The sequence below is a fragment of the Enterobacter sp. BIDMC 26 genome, assembly GCF_000534435.1.
GTDB classification, from domain to species: domain Bacteria; phylum Pseudomonadota; class Gammaproteobacteria; order Enterobacterales; family Enterobacteriaceae; genus Enterobacter; species Enterobacter ludwigii.
This window is the reverse complement of the sequence record NZ_KI973182.1, coordinates 2,576,408-2,598,601: the sequence shown is the minus strand read 5'-3', so window position 1 is coordinate 2,598,601 and position 22,194 is coordinate 2,576,408. Positions and strand designations below refer to the sequence as shown.

The 22,194-nt window shown below is 56.0% G+C and carries 19 protein-coding genes; 11 read left to right on the top strand and 8 right to left on the bottom strand.

Annotation, left to right across the window (positions count from 1 at the left end):
- Window positions 1-148: 148 nt before the first annotated feature.
- Entirely contained in the window at window positions 149-1,213 is a 1,065-nt protein-coding gene (locus tag L462_RS11230; RefSeq protein ID WP_014171120.1) for an AI-2E family transporter, read from the top strand.
- Between the two features lie 121 nt (window positions 1,214-1,334).
- Here L462_RS11230 and bcp read toward each other — a convergent pair whose 3' ends face one another.
- Window positions 1,335-1,805, bottom strand: coding sequence for a thioredoxin-dependent thiol peroxidase (bcp, locus tag L462_RS11235; RefSeq protein WP_014171119.1), 471 nt, complete (start codon window positions 1,803-1,805; stop codon window positions 1,335-1,337).
- Window positions 1,805-2,374: a glycine cleavage system transcriptional repressor gene (locus L462_RS11240; protein WP_014171118.1), complete on the bottom strand. Its 570-nt coding sequence runs from the start codon at window positions 2,372-2,374 to the stop codon at window positions 1,805-1,807. Before L462_RS11240 ends, bcp begins: the two co-directional genes overlap by 1 nt.
- Window positions 2,375-2,519: 145 nt before the next feature.
- Between L462_RS11240 and dapA the strand changes: the two genes are divergently transcribed.
- The 6 genes from dapA to ypfH all read left to right on the top strand — a co-directional run bounded on the left by dapA (window position 2,520) and on the right by ypfH (window position 9,003).
- On the top strand, window positions 2,520-3,398 hold the full coding sequence (gene dapA, locus L462_RS11245; RefSeq protein WP_032678663.1) for a 4-hydroxy-tetrahydrodipicolinate synthase: 879 nt from the start codon (window positions 2,520-2,522) through the stop codon (window positions 3,396-3,398).
- Window positions 3,399-3,414: 16 nt separating this feature from the next.
- Window positions 3,415-4,449 (top strand): outer membrane protein assembly factor BamC, encoded by a 1,035-nt coding sequence (bamC, locus tag L462_RS11250; protein ID WP_020883067.1) that lies wholly within the window; start codon window positions 3,415-3,417, stop codon window positions 4,447-4,449.
- Between the two features lie 109 nt (window positions 4,450-4,558).
- On the top strand, window positions 4,559-5,272 hold the full coding sequence (purC, locus tag L462_RS11255) for a phosphoribosylaminoimidazolesuccinocarboxamide synthase (protein WP_008501631.1): 714 nt from the start codon (window positions 4,559-4,561) through the stop codon (window positions 5,270-5,272).
- Window positions 5,273-5,391: 119 nt separating this feature from the next.
- Window positions 5,392-6,261, top strand: a complete 870-nt coding sequence (locus L462_RS11260; RefSeq protein WP_020883068.1) for a KPN_02809 family neutral zinc metallopeptidase — start codon at window positions 5,392-5,394, stop codon at window positions 6,259-6,261.
- Window positions 6,261-8,234: a tRNA(Met) cytidine acetyltransferase TmcA gene (locus L462_RS11265; RefSeq protein WP_032678662.1), complete on the top strand. Its 1,974-nt coding sequence runs from the start codon at window positions 6,261-6,263 to the stop codon at window positions 8,232-8,234. Before L462_RS11260 ends, L462_RS11265 begins: the two co-directional genes overlap by 1 nt.
- A gap of 73 nt (window positions 8,235-8,307) precedes the next feature.
- Window positions 8,308-9,003, top strand: coding sequence for an esterase (gene ypfH / locus L462_RS11270; RefSeq protein ID WP_032678661.1), 696 nt, complete (start codon window positions 8,308-8,310; stop codon window positions 9,001-9,003).
- A gap of 36 nt (window positions 9,004-9,039) precedes the next feature.
- Here the strand turns inward: ypfH and L462_RS11275 are convergent, their stop codons facing one another.
- The 3 genes from L462_RS11275 to L462_RS11285 are packed head-to-tail and all read right to left on the bottom strand — an operon-like array spanning window position 9,040 to window position 10,750.
- On the bottom strand, window positions 9,040-9,237 hold the full coding sequence (locus tag L462_RS11275) for a YpfN family protein (protein ID WP_014171111.1): 198 nt from the start codon (window positions 9,235-9,237) through the stop codon (window positions 9,040-9,042).
- Between the two features lie 24 nt (window positions 9,238-9,261).
- Window positions 9,262-10,389 (bottom strand): succinyl-diaminopimelate desuccinylase, encoded by a 1,128-nt coding sequence (gene dapE / locus L462_RS11280; protein ID WP_014171110.1) that lies wholly within the window; start codon window positions 10,387-10,389, stop codon window positions 9,262-9,264.
- A gap of 10 nt (window positions 10,390-10,399) precedes the next feature.
- Window positions 10,400-10,750, bottom strand: coding sequence for an ArsC family reductase (locus L462_RS11285; protein WP_014171109.1), 351 nt, complete (start codon window positions 10,748-10,750; stop codon window positions 10,400-10,402).
- A 387-nt stretch (window positions 10,751-11,137) separates the two neighbouring features.
- Here L462_RS11285 and ypfM point away from each other — a divergent pair, with 387 nt between their 5' ends.
- Complete coding sequence (ypfM, locus tag L462_RS25140; RefSeq protein WP_015572204.1) at window positions 11,138-11,197, top strand: protein YpfM; 60 nt, start codon at window positions 11,138-11,140, stop codon at window positions 11,195-11,197.
- A 109-nt stretch (window positions 11,198-11,306) separates the two neighbouring features.
- On the opposite strand, the gene acrD is transcribed toward ypfM, so the two are convergent.
- The gene (gene acrD, locus L462_RS11290) at window positions 11,307-14,420 is read right to left on the bottom strand and encodes a multidrug efflux RND transporter permease AcrD (protein ID WP_020883072.1); all 3,114 of its coding nucleotides are present in this window, start codon (window positions 14,418-14,420) and stop codon (window positions 11,307-11,309) included.
- Window positions 14,421-14,562: 142 nt separating this feature from the next.
- On the bottom strand, window positions 14,563-16,257 hold the full coding sequence (gene narQ / locus L462_RS11295; protein ID WP_032678660.1) for a nitrate/nitrite two-component system sensor histidine kinase NarQ: 1,695 nt from the start codon (window positions 16,255-16,257) through the stop codon (window positions 14,563-14,565).
- Between the two features lie 152 nt (window positions 16,258-16,409).
- Here narQ and aegA point away from each other — a divergent pair, with 152 nt between their 5' ends.
- The 3 genes from aegA (at window position 16,410) to L462_RS11310 (ending at window position 20,196) form a co-directional block, all read left to right on the top strand.
- Entirely contained in the window at window positions 16,410-18,386 is a 1,977-nt protein-coding gene (aegA, locus tag L462_RS11300; RefSeq protein WP_032678659.1) for a formate-dependent uric acid utilization protein AegA, read from the top strand.
- 67 nt (window positions 18,387-18,453) lie between these two features.
- Entirely contained in the window at window positions 18,454-19,044 is a 591-nt protein-coding gene (nudK, locus tag L462_RS11305; RefSeq protein WP_020883075.1) for a GDP-mannose pyrophosphatase NudK, read from the top strand.
- 108 nt (window positions 19,045-19,152) lie between these two features.
- A complete protein-coding gene (locus L462_RS11310; RefSeq protein ID WP_032678658.1) occupies window positions 19,153-20,196 on the top strand; it encodes a DUF1176 domain-containing protein in 1,044 nt (347 codons plus the stop codon).
- On the opposite strand, the gene tkt is transcribed toward L462_RS11310, so the two are convergent.
- Window positions 20,193-22,181 (bottom strand): transketolase, encoded by a 1,989-nt coding sequence (gene tkt / locus L462_RS11315; RefSeq protein ID WP_032678657.1) that lies wholly within the window; start codon window positions 22,179-22,181, stop codon window positions 20,193-20,195. The genes L462_RS11310 and tkt overlap by 4 nt on opposite strands.
- Between the last annotated feature and the right edge of the window lie 13 nt (window positions 22,182-22,194).

Genomic DNA, 22,194 nt, shown 5'->3' with positions numbered 1-22,194 from the left:
GAGTGTAGCCGTGTTGAGGCATGAAGAAAATCCCATTCATCAGGGTTTTGCGGATCGTGGCAGGGAGACAAAAAGCGAAAGTCTTTTTTGTGACAGTTAGATACAATTCACGTTCTCACTCCCGCCATCCGATTCAGGGAAGGGTTGTATGCTCGAAATGTTAATGCAGTGGTACCGCCGTCGGTTTAGCGACCCGGAAGCCATTGCTTTGTTGGTTATTCTCGTCGCCGGGTTCGGCATTCTGTTCTTCTTCAGCGGTCTTCTCGCCCCCCTGCTGGTCGCGATTGTGCTGGCGTACCTGCTGGAGTGGCCAACGGCGCGTCTGGAAAATATAGGCTGTTCCCGTCGCTGGGCGACCAGTATCGTCCTGGTGCTGTTTGTCGGCATTCTGCTGTTAATGTCGTTTGTTGTTATGCCTGTGGCCTGGCAACAGGGGATTTACCTTATCCGCGATATGCCCGGCATGCTGAATAAGCTTTCTGATTTTGCCGCCACGTTGCCGCGCCGATATCCCGCCCTGATGGATGCCGGGATCATTGATGCGATGGCCGAAAACATGCGCGCCCGCATCATGACAATGGGCGATTCCGTGGTGAAATATTCCCTGGCGTCGCTGGTAGGGTTGCTCACGCTGGCCGTCTACCTTGTCCTCGTTCCGTTAATGGTTTTCTTCCTCGTCAAAGATAAAGAGCAGATGCTGAACGCGGTGCGGCGCATTCTGCCGCGTAATCGCGGGCTGGCCGGGCAGGTGTGGGAAGAGATGAACCAGCAGATCACCAACTACATTCGCGGCAAAGTGCTGGAGATGATTGTGGTGGGTGTGGCTACCTGGATTGGTTTTTTAATTTTCGGGCTTAACTACTCGCTGCTGCTGGCGGTGCTGGTGGGGCTGTCGGTGCTCATTCCCTACATCGGTGCCTTTGTGGTGACCATTCCGGTTGTCGGCGTTGCGCTGTTCCAGTTTGGTCTGGGGACCGAGTTCTGGAGCTGCTTCGCGGTGTACCTGATCATTCAGGGACTGGATGGCAACCTGCTGGTGCCGGTGCTGTTCTCCGAAGCGGTGAACCTGCATCCGTTGGTGATTATCTTATCCGTGGTGATTTTCGGCGGGCTGTGGGGATTTTGGGGCGTGTTCTTTGCCATTCCGCTGGCAACGCTGATCAAAGCAGTGGTTCACGCGTGGCCGGATGTGCCTGCGGTTGAGGATAAGTAGATAGTTGTGCGGCCTGATACCCTCTCCCGTGGGGAGAGGGGCAAATATCAAAAACGGTAACCTGCGTTACCGTATTGCATTTACCGCGTAGGTCGGGTCAGGCGAAGCCGCGGCCCAACGATCAGGCGCTTTGTTTGAGCCAGTTCAGCACCACGTCGTGGTGGTTGCTGGTTTTGAAGTCATCAAACACATGTTCAACTTTACCGTCAGCGTCAATCAGGAAGCTGATACGGTGAATGCCGTCGTAGGTTTTGCCCATAAAGGTCTTCTCGCCCCAGACGCCAAACTGCTCGCATACCTGGTGGTCTTCGTCAGAAAGCAGCGTAAAGTTAAGCAGCTCCTTTTCAGCAAATCGTGACAGCTTTTCTGGCTTATCGGTGCTGATACCCAGCACTTCCACGCCGACTTTTTTCAACTCGTCCATGTTGTCGCGTAAGCCGCAGGCCTGTACGGTGCAGCCCGGGGTCATGGCTTTCGGGTAAAAATAGACCAGAACACGCTGTCCCTGGAAGTCGGTCAAATTTACTTGCTCACCATCCTGGTCAGGTAAGCTAAATTTCGGTGCGATGTCACCGGCTTTCAGTGGGTTCATTACTCAACTCCATCCTGTTCATGCTGCGAATAATTGACGACGCTTATACTGCCTTGCGCGTTTAATTCTGTACAGAGGGCTTTGAACGCTTGCTCGATATTTGACGCATCCTGCGAGGCAGGGCTGTGCGCGGTAATCTGAATAAAAAGGGTGGGAATGGCGCTGCCGTCACCCGGCTGCGTTCGGGAAACGAGTTCGGCAATATTCATCTGATGGCTGTCAAATAACGCGGTGAAGCGCTCAATCAGATGGGGGGAATCGGGGACTTCAACCTGCACCCAGACGGTCGCGGGCAGGGCCGGACGTGGGCGAGCAGTAGTGCGTTTCATCACGATCAGCAAATCCAGCTCCGCACCTTTGAGCGGCAGGGTCGATTCGATAAGGGTAATGGCATTCCATGTCCCGGACAGCAGCATAATAAACGTGAACTCTTCGCCCAGCATAGCCAGACGGCTGTCCTCGATATTACAGCCGCAGCTGCTCACATGGCGGGTGATGGTGTTCACGATACCCGGCCTGTCAGCACCCAGCGCAGTGATAACCAGGTAATGTTGTGATGAGGTTGTCAAACCTGTTCTTCCTTTGCATGGTTAAGTCTTCCTAAGGAAAGCATAAAAAAAACATGCATACAACCGCCTGAGGGCCTCAGGTCGCTTGCTTTTATTACAGTTCCAAACGTACCATTGAGGCTCTTGTTCGCACAGAGGATGGCTCATGTTCACGGGAAGTATTGTCGCGCTTGTTACACCGATGGATGAAAAAGGTAATGTCTGCCGGTCAAGCATGAAGAAGCTGATTGATTACCATGTCGCCAATGGAACCTCGGCGATCGTTTCGGTAGGGACTACCGGTGAATCTGCAACGCTAAGCCACGAAGAGCACGGCGATGTGGTGATGCTGACCCTGGAACTGGCTGACGGGCGTATCCCGGTCATCGCAGGGACAGGCGCTAACGCCACGGCAGAAGCTATCAGTTTGACCAAACGTTTTAACGACAGCGGCATCGTGGGCTGTCTGACGGTGACCCCTTATTACAACCGTCCTACTCAGGAAGGTCTGTTCCAGCATTTCAAAGCCATCGCAGAACATACTGACTTGCCACAAATTCTGTATAATGTGCCGTCCCGTACTGGCTGCGATATGCTGCCGGAAACCGTTGGTCGTCTCTCGAAAGTAAAAAATATTATCGGGATTAAAGAGGCGACAGGGAACTTAAGCCGCGTTCATCAGATCAAAGAGCTGGTTTCAGACGACTTTATCCTGTTGAGCGGCGATGATGCGACCGCACTGGACTTTATGCAGCTCGGTGGCCATGGCGTGATCTCCGTAACGGCGAACGTTGCGGCCCGCGATATGGCTGAAATGTGCAAACTGGCGGCTGCCGGTCACTTTGATGAAGCTCGCGTGATTAATCAGCGTCTGCTGCCGTTGCATAATAAATTATTTGTCGAACCCAATCCGATCCCCGTGAAATGGGCGTGTAAGGAGTTGGGACTTGTAGCAACCGATACGCTGCGTCTGCCAATGACACCGATTACCGACCACGGTCGTGAAATTGTCACAGCAGCGCTGAAGCATGCCGGTTTGCTGTAGAGTTTAGGGAGATTTGATGGCTTATTCAGTACAGAAGTCGCGCCTGGCGAAGGTTGCGAGTGTTTCGCTTGTTATGCTGCTCGCTGCCTGTAGTTCAGACTCGCGCTACAAGCGCCAGGTGAGCGGTGATGAATCCTATCTGGATGCGACCCCGCTTGCTGAACTTCACGCACCGGCTGGTATGATCCTGCCGATTCAGAACGGCGATTACAATATTCCCGTGACCAACGGCAGCGGCCTGGTCGGTAAAGCGCTCGATATTCGTCCGCCAGCACAGCCTCTGGCGCTGGTGAGCGGGGCGCGTACCCAGTTCACCGGTGATACGGCGTCGCTGCTGGTTGAAAGCGCCCGCGGTACCACCCTGTGGCCGCAGGTTGTGAGCGTCATTCAGGCGAAGAACTACACCATCGATAAACGCGATGATGCCAGCCAGACCTTAACCACCGACTGGATCGAGTGGAACCGTCTGGACGAAGATCAGCAGTACCGTGGGCGTTATCAAGTCTCCGTTAAACCTCAGGGTTATCAGCAGGCGGTTACCGTTAAGCTGTTGAACCTGGAGCAGGCGGGTAAACCGGTTGCGGATGCCGCATCAATGCAGCGTTATAGCACTGAAATGCTGAACGTGATTGCCGCGGGTCTGGATAAGAACGCCAGCGACGCCGCTAACGCAGCGCAGAGCCGCAACGGCGCGACGTTTGACGTTCAGAGCGGTGCGGATGACACCGGTCTGCCAATGCTGGTTGTGCGTGCACCGTTTAACCAGACCTGGCAGCGCCTGCCAGCGACGCTGGAAAAAGTGGGCATGAAAGTGACCGACAGCACCCGTTCAACCGGTAGCATGACGGCAACCTATAAGCCGCTGTCTGACAGTGCATGGCAGGAACTGGGCGCCACCGATCCACAGCTGGCTTCCGGCGACTACAAGATTCAAGTAGGTGACCTCGATAACCGCAGCAGTCTGCAGTTTATCGATCCGAAAGGCCACACGCTGACCCAGTCGCAGAACGATGCGCTGGTGGCCGTCTTCCAGGCTGCATTCAGCAAATAAATACGAGGGCTGGTTAATCCAGCCCTTTTTATTTTCGTGCTACGCAAACGTGTGCGTGGCATAATATCCCCAGTTTTGAACACCAATCATCACACCAGGAGTAATGAAGATGCAGAAGCAAGCTGAGTTGTATCGTGGCAAAGCGAAGACCGTATACAGCACGGAAAACCCGGATCTGTTGGTGCTCGAGTTCCGCAATGATACGTCAGCAGGGGATGGCGCACGCATTGAGCAGTTCGATCGTAAAGGCATGGTGAACAACAAGTTCAACCACTTCATTATGACCAAACTGGCCGAAGCGGGTATCCCGACCCAAATGGAAGCGCTGTTGTCCGATACGGAATGTCTGGTGAAAAAACTGGATATGGTTCCGGTTGAGTGCGTCATTCGTAACCGCGCAGCAGGCTCCCTGGTGAAGCGTCTTGGTATTGAAGAAGGTATTGAGCTGAATCCACCGCTTTTTGACCTGTTCCTGAAAAACGATGCCATGCACGATCCGATGGTCAATGACTCTTACTGCGAAACCTTCGGCTGGGTGAATAAAGAGAACCTGGCGCGCATGAAAGAACTGACCTACAAAGCCAACGACGTGCTGAAAAAACTGTTTGATGACGCGGGTCTGATCCTCGTCGACTTCAAGCTGGAGTTCGGCCTGTTCAAAGGCGAAGTGGTTCTGGGTGATGAGTTCTCTCCGGACGGCAGCCGTCTGTGGGATAAAGAAACGCTGGATAAAATGGACAAAGACCGTTTCCGTCAGAGCCTGGGTGGCCTGATTGAAGCGTACGAAGCGGTTGCTCACCGTTTAGGCGTTAAGCTCGACTAACTCCCTCATCGCCAAAGGATATGTATATCCTTTGGCGTCTTACCCTTGTTTCCTATGGTAATCTTGCCGTTAACCGCCTACGATCATAGCTATTATTAATGGAATAGTTCGAGGTGGTTATGCGCTGGCAAGGGCGTCGTGAAAGTGACAATGTAGAAGACAGGCGCAGCGATAGCGGCGGCGGTCCTTCAATGGGTGGGCCTGGCTTCCGGTTACCCAGCGGAAAGGGCGGGATTATTCTGCTGATTGTGGTACTGGTCGCGGGGTACTACGGTGTCGATCTGACCGGTTTAATGACCGGCCAGCCTCTGCAGCAACAGCAGCATTCTGAGCGCTCAATCAGCCCGAACGAGGATGAAGCGGCCAAATTTACCTCCGTTATTCTCGCCACCACAGAAGAAACCTGGGGTCAGCTGTTCGAGAAAATGGGGCGTACCTATCAGCAACCCAAGCTGGTGATGTACCGTGGCGCCACCCGTACCGGATGCGGCACCGGACAGTCGGTGATGGGGCCGTTCTACTGTCCGGCAGACAGCACCGTCTATATCGATCTCTCTTTCTATGATGACATGAAACGCAAGCTTGGCGCTGACGGCGATTTTGCCCAGGGCTACGTCATTGCGCATGAAGTCGGGCACCATGTGCAAAAACTGCTGGGGATAGAACCCAAAGTACGCCAGCTTCAGCAAAACGCCTCTCAGGCTGAGGTAAACCGTCTTTCCGTACGCATGGAACTGCAGGCGGACTGCTTCGCGGGCGTCTGGGGGCACAATATGCAGCAGCAGGGCGTACTGGAATCCGGTGACCTGGAAGAGGCGCTCAATGCCGCGCAGGCTATCGGTGACGATCGTCTTCAGCAGCAGAGCCAGGGCCGCGTCGTGCCGGACAGCTTTACTCACGGCACGTCACAACAACGATACAGCTGGTTCAAACGCGGTTTCGACAGCGGTGACCCGGCGCAGTGTAATACCTTCGGCAAAGCCATGTAATGGTGGCGTTTGAACATCTGATTCGCGAGCTTGAGCACAAAGGTCATCGTCAGCTGGTGGTGCTCAGCGGCGATGAGCAGTGGACATTCACGCAGGCATCAGCCCTGCGTGATGCCTTGCCCGGAGACTGGCTGTGGCTGGCGGATAACGCGTCCAGAGCCATCAGCGGGCTGCTGGGACGCGAGTTCCGGCACGCAATTTTTGATGCCCGCGCCGGGTTTGACGTCTCAGCCTTTGCGGCCCTGAGCGGGACGCTGCGTGCCGGTAGCCTTCTGGTGCTGCTGGTACCGCCCCCTGACGTGTGGGCGGAACAACCTGACAGCGATTCCCTGCGCTGGAGTGACAGCGCCGAACCCATCGCCACGCCAAATTTTATTCACCACTTTTGCCGGACGATTGCCGAGGATCCTGAGGCGATAGTCTGGCTTCAGCACCAGCCTTTATCGCTTCCCGCACGATCCGACGCCCCTGACTGGCAGCCCGCCAGCGGTGCGCCGCAGCGCGAGCAGGCTGAGATCCTGGCAGCACTCCTGGCCATGAAACGCGGCGTTGTGGCCGTTACGGCCCCGCGCGGACGCGGGAAGTCTGCGCTGGCGGGAATGCTGCTGAGCCGCACGCAGGGCAGTGCCATTGTCACCGCGCCATCAAAAGGGGCGACGGAGGTTATCGCCCGTTTTGCCGGCGAACGTTTTCACTTTATGGCCCCGGACGCGCTGCTGGCCTCTGAAGAGCAGGCCGACTGGCTGATTGTCGACGAAGCCGCCGCTATCCCCGGACCGCTGCTTGAAAAGCTGGTCGACCGTTTCCCGTGCGTCCTGCTGACCACAACGGTGCAGGGTTACGAAGGAACAGGAAGAGGCTTTCTGCTTAAGTTCTGTAGCCGGTTCAGCGGGTTGCAGCGGTATACCTTATCAACCCCGGTACGCTGGGCTGCAGGATGTCCTCTTGAGCGGGTCGTCGCCAGCGCACTGCTGTTTGACGATACGCTTATCGATCGCAGCCCAACAGGCGCCATACAGTTGACCTCTCTGGCTCCGGAAGCCTGGGCGAGCAACCCGGCGCTGGCGGCGAGTGTGTATGAGCTGCTTTGTGCGGCACATTACCGCACCTCACCGCTTGATTTACGCCGCATGATGGACGCGCCCGGCCAGCACTTCGCCGTCGCCCAAACGGACTCTGTCATTGCCGGGGCGCTCTGGCTGGTGGAAGAGGGGGGATTAACGGCACAGCTCAGCCGTGCCGTCTGGGCGGGGTTCCGCCGTCCTCGCGGGAACCTGGTGGCGCAGTCCCTTGCCGCGCATGGCGGCTCCCCGCTGGCGGCGACGCTCAAAGGCCGACGGGTGACCCGAATAGCGGTACATCCTCGTCGTCAACGGGAAGGCATCGGACAGGCACTGATCCGCAACGCAAGCGGCGAGGATTACCTGTCGGTGAGCTTTGGCTATACCGATGAACTGTGGCGTTTCTGGCAGCGATGCGGCTTTGTGCTGGTGCGCATGGGCAGCCATCGCGAAGCCAGCAGCGGCTGTTATACCGCAATGGCCTTGCTGCCCCTCAGCGACGCGGGGCGACAGCTGTGTGAGCAGGCGCATCAGCGACTGCGCCGCGATGCGCGCGTGTTATCGGCCCTGAACGGTGAAAAGATCCCGGTGGACGATGGCTGGGAGGCTACCCTTAATAGTGACGACTGGCTGGAGCTGGCGGGCTTTGCCTTTGCCCACCGCGCGTTTTCTACCTCCGTCGCGGCGTTAACACGGTTGCTGCTAAGCGTGGACATGCCGCTGCCCGCCCTGCGCGGGAAAGTGGAGGCGAGAAGTGATGACGCCCGGCTCAGCGCTGAACTGCTTCTTTCGGGGCGAAAAGCGTTACTGGCCAGGCTTCGCAGTGAAACGGCGCAAGCGCTTGAAAGCCTTGAACCTGCACGCTGTCAGCAGCTGAAAGACGACATTTTGCAATGGCAATTTTTTCAATGACTTCTTCAGTAAAGTGGCATGGTTATTCCTCCTGAGAGGCGTAGAATCCAGGCCATCAAATAAGGAGACCGTCATGAAACACGATCATTTTGTTGTTCAAAGCCCTGATAAACCGGCTAAACAGTTACTGCTTCTGTTTCATGGTGTTGGCGATAACGCCGTCAATATGGGCCAGATTGGCAGCTGGTTTGCCCCGATATTTCCGCAGGCGCTGATTGTCAGTATTGGCGGACTGGAGCCGTGTGGTCCGAACGGACGGCAGTGGTTCTCCGTTCAGGGCGTAACGGAAGAGAACCGTCAGGCACGTATTGACGCCGTCATGCCTGTCTTTATCGACACCGTGCGTTACTGGCAGCAGCAGAGCGGCGTTGGTGCCGATGCGACCGCGCTGATTGGCTTTTCGCAGGGGTCTATCATGTCCCTGGAGAGCGTAAAAGCGCAGCCAGGTCTGGTGTCGCGTGTGATTGCTTTTAACGGTCGCTTTGCGACGTTACCGCAACGTGCGACGACGCAGACCACGATCCATCTGATCCACGGTGGTGAAGACCGTGTGATTGAACTTTCGCATGCGGTTGCCGCGCAGGAAGCACTGATCCGCGAAGGCGGGGATGTGACGCTGGATATTGTAGACGATCTGGGGCACGCGATTGATGACCGCAGCATGCAGTTTGCGCTCGATCATCTGCGTTATACCGTACCGAAGCACTACTTTGATGAAGCGCTCAGCGGCGGCAAGCCAAATGACGATGATATCGTCGAGTTTATGTGATGTAGCCCCCTCTCCCACAGGAGAGGGGACAGAGAATCACTTCTTCTGGTCTTTCTTCGGCCAGTCGTCATCATCGTCCCACTTATCGTTAAAATCACGATGCGGTGGAAGATCCGGTTTGTTGGCGAGAAACTTTTTGTGATCAACGCGCTTAAGATCTTTAATGACGTTAAGTAACACGCCGACCAGAAACACTAACACCAGAATCCACCAGTACTTTGAAAGCCAGTCCATTCGCTATTCCTCTCAGAGCGTTCGTCAGGCGACGAGTTGCTCCATAATTCGTTGATACATACGGGCCAGCAGCTGCAAATCAGCAGCATTCACACATTCATTTATTTTATGAATGGTTGCGTTCACCGGCCCCAGTTCGACAACCTGGGCCCCCATCCGGGCAATAAAGCGTCCGTCTGAGGTGCCACCTGTCGTCAGCAGTTGTGGCTTAATTTCATTATAGTGCTCGATGGCGTTCACTACCGCATCCACCAGTTTGCCGCGCTGGGTCAGGAACGGCTGGCCGGAAAGCCACCAGTCCACGGTGTAACGCAGATTATATTTTTCCAGCAGCGCGATAACGCGCGCTTTGATCATCTCATCGGTCAGTTCAGTGCTGAAGCGGAAGTTAAACTGGACAAAGAAATCACCCGGGATCACGTTGTTGCTGCCGGTACCGGCCTTCAGGTTTGCAATCTGCATGCTGGTCGGCGGGAAGAACTCATTGCCTTTGTCCCACTCAATGGTCACCAGTTCGTTCAGCATCGGTGCCGCGCGATGGACCGGGTTATCGGCCAGGTGTGGATAGGCAACGTGCCCCTGAACGCCATGAAGGGTCAAATTGCAGGTCAGCGAACCACGGCGACCATTTTTGACGACGTCTCCCACCACTTCCGTACTGGACGGCTCACCAACCAGGCAGTAGTCGAGACGCTCATTGCGGGCCATCAGCGCCTCAACGACCTTCACGGTGCCGTTGTGGGCGCTGGCTTCTTCGTCAGAGGTGATCAGAAACGCGAGGCGGTTTCTGTGGTTCGGATGTTGGGCAACGAAGCGCTCTGCCGCCACGACCATCGCCGCCAGCGAGCCTTTCATGTCTGCCGCACCGCGCCCGAACAACATGCCATCGCGGATGGTCGGTTCAAACGGCGGGTTGATCCAGCGATCCGCATCACCTGCGGGAACGACGTCGGTATGTCCGGCAAAGGCCAGCGTTTCGCCCTGACCGCGCCACGCCCAGAAGTTCTGGGTGTCGCCAACGTCCATGCGTTCAACGGTGAAACCGATGGCACGCAGGCGCTCAATCATTAATGCCTGACAACCTGCGTCGTCCGGGCTAAGGGAGGGACGGCGAATAAGCTGCTGAGTCAGCTCAATGACCGGGCATGACATAAACTACACCTCAACGAAAAAAGTCGGAATAAAGGGTTTCACTGAAACCCAGCAGCATAGGCTGCCCGGGCGCGCAGAGCAATGGGCGTTTGATGATTGCCGGCATTTCGAGCATCAGTTTGGCGGCACTGTCGGCGTCGTTGATGCCAGCCCGGACGGCTTCATCCAGTTTACGCCAGGTGGTACCACGGGTATTCAGCAGCGCCTCCCAACCCAGTTCCTTGATAGCGGTATGCAGAAATTCTGCATCAAGCCCGTCAACGCGATAGTCATGGAAACGGTACTCCACGTTGTTCGCTTCCAGCCAGCGGCGTGCTTTTTTGATGGTGTCGCAATTTTTAATGCCGTACATCACAACCATGGTGAATCCTTTTGTTCTTATGATGATTAAATGTTCAGTAATTTCGAAGATATATCCTTAAGTGGAATATAACACATTCAGGAATTGTCTTGATTTACACTTCTTCTTAATTCAACTCACAACTGTACGCTGAATATTCTTTCATCATTTAAGCATAGATGTCCATAAGACCGAAAATGCTAATGAACTCAGGCGGTAATTTAAATCTCACCTGCCTGTATGGTTATTTCAAAATATTGCTGAGCGTCACACAAAATTTAAGGCCCTGCGTTCATATTTATCATAAATCCCTGACAGTAGCGGGGTACAATCACAGCGATAGGTTAGACGGTCTTCACAATGATGATACGTTTTCGTAGAATGCGCATAATAATAAGAGAGGTAGTTATGATTGAACGTGAACTGGGGAACTGGAAAGATTTTATCGAAGGCATGCTTCGTAAATGACATTCAGTAAGAATTGCAAGAGCACTTAAATAAGTAAAATAACCATAGTGTGAATTAATCACACACCCTAAAAGGCGGCCCTGAGAGCCGCCTTTTTTATTACGTACTGTTATTCAGGACGTTCCTTCAGCGGGAAGCGGCGACGCACCAGCACAAAGAACAGCGGTACAAAATAAATGGCCAGGACGGTTGCCGAAATCATTCCTCCCATCACCCCTGTACCTACCGCATGCTGGCTGCTGGAGCCCGCACCGGTGCTGGTTGCCATCGGTAATACCCCAAAGACAAATGCCAGCGACGTCATCAGGATCGGACGCAAGCGCTGACGGCAGGCGTGCAGTGTGGCCGCCATCAGCTCGTGGCCTTTGGCATTCATCTCGTTGGCAAACTCAACAATCAGGATCGCGTTTTTCGCCGACAGGCCGATCACGGTGAGCAGCCCAACCTGGAAGTACACATCATTCTCCAGACCGCGCATCCAGGTCGCCAGCAGCGCACCGATGACGCCAAGCGGCACCACCAGCATGACCGAGAATGGAACGGACCAGCTTTCATACAGCGCGGCAAGACAGAGGAAGACCACCAGCAGGGAAAGCGCGTAAAGCGCAGGCGCCTGTGCCCCGGAGAGCCGCTCCTGATAAGACATCGCCGTCCACTCCAGCCCAAACCCGGCAGGCAGCTGTTGCACCAGTTTCTCCATGGTGTCCATGGCGGTACCGGTACTGACGCCCGGCGCAGCTTCACCGACGATTTCTACCGCCGAATAGCCGTTATAGCGTTCCAGACGCGGCGAACCACTCTCCCAGTGCGACGAGGCGAACGCCGAGAACGGCACCATCCCGCCTGCGTTATTACGAACAAACCAGCGGTTAATATCATTCGGCAACATACGGAACGGCGCGGCGGACTGGACATACACTTTTTTCACACGCCCACGATCCATAAAGTCATTCACATAGCTTGAGCCCCAGGCCGTCTGCAGGGTGTCGTTAATGTCGTCGATGGAAACACCCAGAGCCTGCGCCTTACGCTGATCAATATCCACCTGCAGCTGCGGGCTGTCATCCAGGCCGTTATGACGAACGCGGGTCAGGTCAGCGTCTTTGCCCGCCAGCGCTAACAGCTTATCGCGCGCCGCCATCAGCGCCGTGTGGCCTGCACCGGCGTGATCCTGCAGCTCCATGTCAAACCCGGCAGAACTGCCCAGCCCGCTAATGGCCGGTGGGCTGCTGGCAAAGACGCGCGCTTCGTTGATCTTCGTAAACGCGTGGGTGGCGCGTTCAATGATGGCCGACGCGGTCCCTGTTTTTGTGTCGCGCTCGTCCCAGTCCTTCAGGCGTACAAACATACGGGCGACGTTCTGCCCGTTACCGCCCGGGCCAGAGCCCACGGTGGAGAAGACCGACACCACATTATCTTTCTCTTGGGTAAAGAAGTACTGTTCGACTTTTTCGACCACTTTCAGCGTCTGCTGCTGCGTCGCGCCGCTCGGAAGTTGCACGGAGGTGGTGAACATTCCCCGGTCCTCCATTGGCAGGAACGAGGTAGGCAGATGCAGGAACAACCAGACCATTCCACCCAGCAGCACTACGTAAATCAGCATCCAGCGCAGGCTGCGGTGCAGCACTTTACCGACGGCGGATTCATAACGTGCGGCATTGCGGTTAAACATGCGGTTAAACCAGCCGAAGAACCCTTTCTGACCATGCTGCTCGCCTTTGTGCAAAGGCTTAAGAAGGGTAGAGCAGAGCGCAGGGGTCAGGATCAGCGCCACCAGTACCGAAAGCACCATTGCCGAGACGATGGTTATCGAGAACTGGCGGTAAATGGCACCGGTTGTGCCACCAAAGAAGGCCATCGGGATAAAGACCGCCGAAAGCACCATGGCGATGCCGACTAACGCGCCCTGTATTTGCCCCATCGATTTACGCGTGGCCTGGCGCGGGGAAAGACCTTCCTCGCTCATGATGCGCTCGACGTTTTCAACCACCACGATGGCGTCATCCACCAGAAGGCCAATTGCCAGCACCATTGCAAACATCGTCAGCGTGTTGATGCTGTAGCCAAACGCGTAAAGCACCGCGAAGGTGCCCAGCAGGACCACGGGGACGGCTATGGTCGGGATCAGCGTCGCCCGGAAGTTTTGCAGGAACAGGTACATGACCAGGAAGACCAGCGCGATGGCTTCCAGCAGGGTCTTCACCACATCCTCAATCGACGCTTTAACGAAGGAGGTGGTTTCGTAGGCGACTTTGTATTCAAGGCCGTGAGGGAAATAGTTCGACAGCTCGTCCAGGCGGTCTAACACCAGTTTCGCCGTCGCCATTTCATTTGCGCCGGAGGCCAGTTTAATCCCCAGGCCGGAGGCGGGATTACCGTTAAAGCGGCTCAGGTAGTCGTACTTTTCCGCGCCCATTTCCACCGTGGCGACATCGCCCAGCCGCACTTCTGAACCGTCCTGATTCACGCGCAGGGTGATGTTGCGGAACTGGTCCGGAGTCTGAAGCAGCGATTGCGAGTTAATGGTGGCATTCAGGGCTTGTTTTTCGACGGAAGGCGTTCCTCCCAACTGCCCTACGGCAATCTGGGCGTTCTGCGACTTGATGGCGTCCGTCACGTCAGTCGCCGTCATCTGGAAGCTGTTCAGCTTGTCAGGATCGAGCCAGATGCGCATTGAATATTGTGACCCGTAGGCGTCGATATCCCCTACGCCGTTAATACGGCTGAGCGGGTCCTGAATGTTACTGGCAACGTAGTCCGCAATATCCTGCTTATCCATGGAACCATCGGTGGAGACAAACGCGATGGTCAAAATATTGGTATCCCCCGTTTTACGTACGGTAACGCCCTGATTTTGCACTGCCTGCGGCAGTTTTCGCATGGCTGACTGCAGCTGATTTTGTACCTGCTGCACCGCTTCGTCCGGGTCAGTCCCGGCCGTAAAGCTCAGGGTCACCGTCGCCTGGCCCGTGGCGCTGCTTTGTGAGGACATGTACATCAGGTTATCCAGACCCGTCATGTTCTGCTCGATAACCTGCGTCACGGTATTTTCCAGCGTCTGTGCCGAGGCGCCGGGATAGTTTGCTGTGACACGCACGTTAGGAGGTGCCAGATCGGGGTATTGCTCAACGGGAAGTGAAGTAATGGCCAGGACACCTGTCAGACACAACAGAATGGCAAGTACCCAGGCAAAAATGGGGCGATCGATGAAAAAATTCGCCATGAAAAATTGACCTCGTTTTGCTGCACGTCATTATTGTTTATTGCCCGCACCACTTTAGCGGCAAGACGAAGACCAAACGTGGAGAAATAAAGGAGATAATGTAAATTATCATGCGCGTTTCTCTGCGCTGCCCCCTTTACGGTTATTTACCTGTTAACGCCAGCGACGAAGGGAATGTCACGCTCACCTGCGTTCCCCCATTTTGTGGCTGCGAAAAGTGCAGGGTACCGCCGAGCCGTTCCGCGCGTTCACGCATAATATTCAGCCCGTAATGTCCCGGCGGCTCGCTGGCTTCGCCAATCCCGATGCCATTGTCGCGAATGCTCACGCTGTGCGTGCCGTCCACGGCGGTGATACAGCTTACGGTGATCTCGCTGGCCTGCGCGTGCTTGATTGCGTTCAACACCGCTTCACGCACGATCTGCAGCAGATGCACCTGCTTTTGTGCGTCAAGGGCCAGCGAGGAGAGGCGACAGTCAAGATGCAGCTTTGCCTGCGTCTGGCTCTGCAGGCCGTCGAGTGACTCCTGAAGGGCTGCCGGCAGGTTAGCGTGGTTGAGCGTCAGGCGGAAGGTGGTGAGCAGCTCGCGAAGCTGATGCCAGGCATTGTTAAGCTCGCGGGAGAAGTCGGTGATGATGGTCTGCGCCGGGGCATTCTCTTGCGGTACGGCACGCTTAAGCAGCGCAAGCTGGATCCGCAGATACGACAACACCTGCGCGAGGGAATCATGCAGTTCGCGGGCAATCGTCGCGCGCTCTTCCATCAGCAGCAACTGCTGGTAATGCTTTTGTGCCTGGTTGAAGTAAAGCCCGCGCCCGAGCATTGTCGCCACGCTTCTCATCAGCGGAAGCGGGACGCTGTCCGTCTCGCTCTGCCAGCGCAGCTCGCCGTAGAGCGTGTCCTGCATCAGCACCGGCAGGTTTTGCAGCGGCATGTCGACTGCCTCACTCCCTTCACACAGACGCCAGTCGTCGCTGGTCCGTAACTCCAGATAATTCATCCGGGTGTATTCATGGACGATTTGCAATATATGCCGGAAACAGTGGCTGTCTATCTGTCCGGTGTTGAGCGCCTGCGAACATTTGAACAGCATTTCGAGCTGCTGGTGCGCCTCGTTCAGGTGCCGGGTCTTTTCCGCAACTGAATCTTCAAGCGAGCGATAGAGGGTATGTAACTCCGCCGACATATGGTTAAAGGCCCGGGACAGCTGACCGAGTTCATTCGGCAAAGCGGTATCCGGTGCCGGGGTATCAAATTGTCCCCGTTCAACGCGTTCGCTTGCGGCGACCAGATTGTTGAGCGGCAAGACCACCTGACGACGGATGCCTCGCAGGGTAAACACCGTCAGCAGCAGGATCCCCAGCGCGCCAGCCAGAGAGAGCAGGGTCACCGTCTGAATTTTATGTTCGGTATAGTGCTGAAGGGCGAGCACAAAGGCATCAATGCGGCCAACAAAATCTTCGATATGGGTTTGATACCACACGAGATCGCCGTGGGCGATGTGCGTATCCATCTCCTGCCAGGCCAGATGCAGCTGCTGGTAGCGCTGTTTGACATCGTCCGGCACGTACCAGCGGTTCAGCTTTTGGAGTGCAGGTGCGCTCAGGGTGTGTTGCCAGTGTTGGCGATGCTGTGTCAGGGAAGGGCTGTTGCGCTGCATCTCATAGCCCAGCCGGTAACTCTGCATACGCAGTGAACCCGCAATATTGATGGCTTCGGCGTCACGCTGGCTGCTGGCAAGCGTGAGCAGCGCGACGGTGCTGGTCAGAACGGATAACACAATCATCGAAAAGAAAGCCCAGGCCAGGCTTGCGGAAACAGGGCGTTTAACGGTCACAGAACGGCTTCCTGAATAAAATTGATCTGCCACAGGTTCACTGGAAATAGTTTGGCATTCCGGGCAATTGAACATTGCCTGACGACGCTGTGATGAGTAAATACCATATTCATACAAAGAATAAGGTTATTGAACCAAAAACAGGTGTCGTTATGAATCGTTTTATTATGGCTAACAGCCAGCAATGTATTGGGTGCCACGCCTGCGAAGTTGCCTGCGTAATGGCGCATAATGATGAGCAACATGTCCTGAGCAAGCGCCATTTCCATCCCCGTATTATGGTCCTTAACTCTGGCGCGCAGAACAGCCCCGTCACCTGTCACCACTGTGAAAATGCCCCGTGTGCACTCAGTTGCCCGAACGGCGCCATCAGCAAACGCGATGACAGCGTACAGGTGAATCAACAAAAATGCATCGGTTGTAAAGCCTGCGTGGTTGCCTGTCCCTTCGGCACAATGGAGATTATCATTACGCCGCTCGACAACGGCAGTGCAAAAGCCTCGGCGTATAAATGCGATCTCTGCCTGACCCGCCCGCAGGGCCCGGCCTGTATCGAAAATTGCCCGGCAGATGTGCTGACGCTGGCGACGCCTGACGTGCTGGATAACCTGGCAAAATCGCGCCGTCAGCGCACCGCCAGGCTGAAGGCGCAGCCCTGGCACAGTGAGGCAGTCAGCGAGGAGACAGCACCCACCAAACTGCAGCAGATGCACAACACACCGCCACGCGGCGAGCCCGACAAACTGGCTGCCGAAGAGCGGGTTGGCCATTTCAATGAAATATACCTGCCGTTTCGGACCGAACAGGCCAGACGCGAGGCATCGCGCTGCCTGAAATGCGGAGAGCACAGCATATGTGAATGGACCTGCCCGCTGCACAACCACATTCCGCAGTGGATTGAACGGATTAACGCCGGTGACATCCTCGGCGCGGTCGAACTTTCTCATCAGACCAACTGTTTACCTGAAATTACCGGCCGGGTCTGCCCGCAGGACAGGTTATGTGAAGGTGCCTGCACCGTGCGCGATGTGTCAGGGTCGGTGACCATTGGCAACCTCGAGCGCTACATCTCTGACCAGGCGCTGGCGTTGGGCTGGCGACCGGATATGTCTGGCGTTTCTTCGGTGGGAAAACGCGTCGCGATTATCGGCGCGGGCCCTGCCGGACTGGCATGCGCGGATGTGCTGGTGCGCAGTGGGGTGAGCGTGACGGTCTATGACAGGCATCCCGAAATCGGCGGCTTGCTGACCTTCGGCATTCCGGCCTTTAAGCTGGATAAATCCCTGCTCGCACGACGCAGAGAGATTTTTACTGCGATGGGGGTTCACTTCGAGCTGAACTGCGACGTGGGCAGCGATGTGTCGTTGTCTCAGTTGCAAACAGATTACGACGCCCTGTTCATTGGCGTGGGAACCTATCGTTCGATGAAAGCAGGCATCCCCCATGAAGATGCGCCGGGCGTCTACGATGCGCTGCCGTTCCTGGTGGGGAACACGCGCCACGTCATGGGGCTGGACGCGACGGCCAACGAACCGTTTATCGACACCCGTGGGCTTAACGTGGTGGTGCTGGGCGGGGGCGATACCGCAATGGACTGCGTGCGCACCGCGTTACGTCACGGCGCGGCAAAAGTCACCTGCGCCTATCGCCGGGATGAAGCCAATATGCCGGGCTCGAAAAAAGAGGTGAAGAATGCGAAAGAAGAGGGAGCCGCATTTGAATTTAACGTCCAGCCCGTTGAATTGACCCTTGCTGCTGACGGCAAGGTTAACGGCATCCGGATGCTGCGCACCCGGATGGGAGAGCCGGATGCGCAGGGGCGTCGTCGACCCGTCCCGGTGGAGGGCAGCGAGTTTGTCATGCCGGCCGATGCGGTGATTATGGCTTTTGGTTTTAACCCACATGCCATGCCCTGGCTGGAGAGTCAGGGCGTCAACACCGATGACTGGGGGCGAATCATTGCCTCGGTGGAAAGCCGCTATCGTTACCAGACGTCTAACCCGCAAATTTTCGCCGGCGGTGATGCGGTGCGCGGCGCTGATCTGGTGGTGACGGCGATGGCGGAAGGGCGTCATGCGGCGCGGGGGATCCTCGACTGGCTTGAGGTCAGTGTGCCGAAAATGCACTAAACCAGGCGGGCGACAAAGCGGGTTTCACGGCGTACTATAGGAAAACTCATTGTGTCGTGGAGCCCGTATGACCCTGAAAATTGACGTTATCAAAGACAAAATCCTTTCTGAAAACTACTTTGTCCTGCGTAACATCACTTACGATTTAACCCGTAATAACGGTGAAGTGATCCGCCATAAACGCGAGGTCTATGACCGCGGCAATGGCGCCACCATTTTGCTCTATAACCGTGAAAAGCAGAGTGTGGTGCTGATCCGTCAGTTCAGGGTAGCAACATGGGTCAATGGCAACCCTGACGGAAGGTTGATTGAAACCTGTGCGGGCCTGCTTGATGACGACGAGCCGGAAGTGTGCATCCGCAAAGAGGCCGTCGAAGAGACTGGCTTTGAAGTGGGAGAGGTCAAAAAGGTCTTCGAGCTGTTTATGTCTCCTGGCGGCGTGACGGAAATCGTCCACTTCTTCATCGCGGAATACAGCGATGCGCAGCGTACTCACCGCGGCGGTGGCGTGGAAGATGAAGATATTGAAGTGCTGGAGTTGCCGTTTTCCCGGGCGCTGGAGATGATGCATGCCGGGGAAATCAGGGATGGTAAAGCTGTGATATTACTACAGTATCTTCAAACGACCGGGCTGATGAACGCCTCTTTCGAACGGTGATAGATTGTATTTCGGATAAATCTATCCGATAAATCCGATTGAGCAACCCGGGCGGGAACACGAAGATACAGCCCAGTTAAGCGTTTTCGTTCCGGGATTGTGCCATTCATGCGCTATTGCGTCTCTCTTCTCTGCCTGTTTTGCGTGCTCACCTCCTCGCAGGTGTGGGCTGCGCCTGCCCAGCAATTATTTTCTGACTGGCAGGTGACCTGCAATAACCAGAATTTTTGCCTCGCACGCAATACCGGTGAACACCGGGGGCTGGTCATGACGCTCAGCCGCAGTGCCGGCGCGAAAACCGACGCTACGCTGCGTATCGATCTCGGCGGCCTTGCTGACCCTGCCGTGAAAGAAGCGGATATTGCGCCACGGTTGTTGCTGGATAAGGTTCCTCTCAAGCTGGATCGGCAGCACTGGCAGTTAACCCCGTGGCATCTGAAAAGTGATGATGCCGCCACCATCACGGCGTTTCTGAAAAATATCCAGGAAGGAAAAGCCCTGACCTTGCGCGGCGGTGACCAGGTTATCTCTCTGAACGGCCTGAAAGCCGCGCTGTTGTTTATTGACGCGCAGCAGAAACGTGTCGGGAGTGAAACGGCCTGGATTAAAAAAGGTGACGATCCGCCGTTAAGCGTGCCGCCTGCACCCGCCTTAAAAAAGGTGGCGGTAGTCAATCCGACGCCGACGCCGCTCTCCCACGCCGAATTGAACGACCTGCTGGATTATGGCACCTGGCGGATGAACAACAGCCAGTGCTCGCTCGATCCTAACCGCCGTGAAGTGCGCGTCACCGCGTTAACCGATGAAAAAGCATTGCTGATTATTAGCTGTGAGGCGGGGGCGTATAACACGGTCGATCTGGCCTGGCTGGTATCGCGCAAAAAGCCGTTTTCTTCCCGCAGCGTAAGGCTGCGTCTGCCTTTCACCCTTGCAGACGATAGCAGTGAAATCGAATTGATGAATGCCCGCTTTGATGAGAAAACGCGCGAGCTGACTACGCTCGCGCTGGGTCGCGGTATTGGCGATTGTGGGGTCCAGACGCGCTGGCGTTTTGACGGCCAGCGTTTCCGCCTGGTGCGTTATGCAGAAGAGCCCAGCTGCGATAACTGGAATGGGCCAGATGCCTGGCCCACGTTGTGGATCACGCGCTAAATTACGCTCAGCGCCTTCTCAACCACATTCTCAACGGTAAAGCCAAAATACGGGAACAGCTTGTCGGCAGGCGCCGACTCGCCGTACCCACGCATCCCGACGATAGCACCTTTCAGCCCGACATATTTGTACCAGTAGTCGGCGATACCCGCCTCGACGGCCACACGGGCTGCGACGTTAGAGGGCAGGACCGATTCACGGTAGGCCTCATCCTGAGCATCAAAAATGTCGGTGGACGGCAGGGATACCACGCGTACCGCATGACCTTCGGCGGTCAGTTTTTCCGCGGCCTTCACGGTAATTTCCACCTCAGAACCGGTAGCAATCAGGATGACATCCGGTTTGCCGCCGCTGTCTTTCAGGATGTACCCGCCGCGGGCGATATTTTTTACCTGCTCCGGCGTGCGTTCAATCTGGGCCAGGTTTTGCCGAGACAGAATTAATGCCGTTGGCCCCGTGTGGCGCTCAACCGCCAGCTTCCAGCCAACCGCCGCTTCGACCTGATCGCACGGACGCCAGGTGCTGAAGTTTGGCGTCAAACGCAGGCTCGCCAGCTGCTCAACGGCCTGGTGCGTGGGACCGTCTTCACCCAGACCAATCGAATCGTGGGTGTAGACCATGATCTGCCGCGCTTTCATTAATGCCGCCATACGCGCCGCGTTACGGGCGTACTCAACGAACATCAGGAAGGTAGCAGTGTAGGGCACAAACCCGCCGTGATGGGCAATGCCGTTGGCAATGGCGGTCATCCCGAACTCACGCACCCCGTAGTGGATATAGTTCCCGGCAATATCCTCTTTCAGCGATTTTGAGCCAGACCAGATGGTCAGGTTACTTGGAGCCAGATCCGCGGAGCCGCCCAGCAGTTCAGGCAGGAGGGGGCCGATGGCGTTGAGAGTGTTTTGCGAGGCCTTACGGGTGGCAATTTTTGCCGGGTTAGACTGCAGATTTTCAATCAGCGCCTGGGTTTTCGCATCCCAGTCCTCCGGCAGGCCACCGCTCATGCGGCGCGAGAATTCAGAGGCCAGTTCCGGGTGGGCTTTTTGATAGGCGGCAAATTTTTCATTCCACGCGTGCTGGGCTTTTTCACCCTCTTCGCGGGCGTCCCACTCTCGGTAGATCTCTTTCGGGATCTCAAACGGCGGGTATTTCCAGCCCAGCTTCTGCCGGGTCAGCGCCACTTCTTCTTCACCCAGCGCCGCACCGTGGGCTTCCTCTTTACCCGCTTTGTTCGGTGAGCCGAAACCGATGGTGGTGCGACAGATGATCAGGGACGGTTTGTCCTTCACGCTTTGCGCTTCCTGAATCGCTTTTTTCACCGCTTCTGGGTCGTGGCCGTCAATTTCATGCACTACGTGCCAGTGGTAGGCCTCAAACCGTTTTGCCGTGTCGTCGGTAAACCAGCCTTTGGTCTCCCCGTCGATGGAGATACCGTTGTGATCGTAAAATCCGATCAGCTTGCCCAGCCCCAGCGTGCCCGCCAGCGAACAGACTTCGTGAGAAATCCCCTCCATCAGACAGCCGTCGCCCATAAACACATAAGTGTAGTGATCGACAATCTCGTGGTCTGGCTGGTTAAACTGCGCCGCCAGCGTGCGTTCGGCAATCGCCAGCCCGACCGCGTTGGCTAACCCCTGGCCGAGCGGCCCGGTGGTGGTCTCCACACCCGGCGTATAGCCTATCTCCGGGTGGCCCGGCGTTTTTGAGTGCAGCTGGCGGAAGTTTTTTAACTCGGATAGCGGCAGGTCGTAGCCGGAAAGGTGCAGCAGGCTGTAGAGCAGCATGGAGGCGTGGCCGTTAGAGAGAATAAAACGGTCGCGATCGTACCAGCTGGGATCGTTCGGGTTGTGCTTCAGGAAATCATTCCACAGCACTTCGGCAATGTCAGCCATGCCCATGGGGGCGCCAGGGTGGCCGGAATTGGCTTTCTGCACGGCATCCATGCTGAGGGCGCGAATGGCATTGGCTAGCTCTTTACGGGACATAATTCACTCCGTG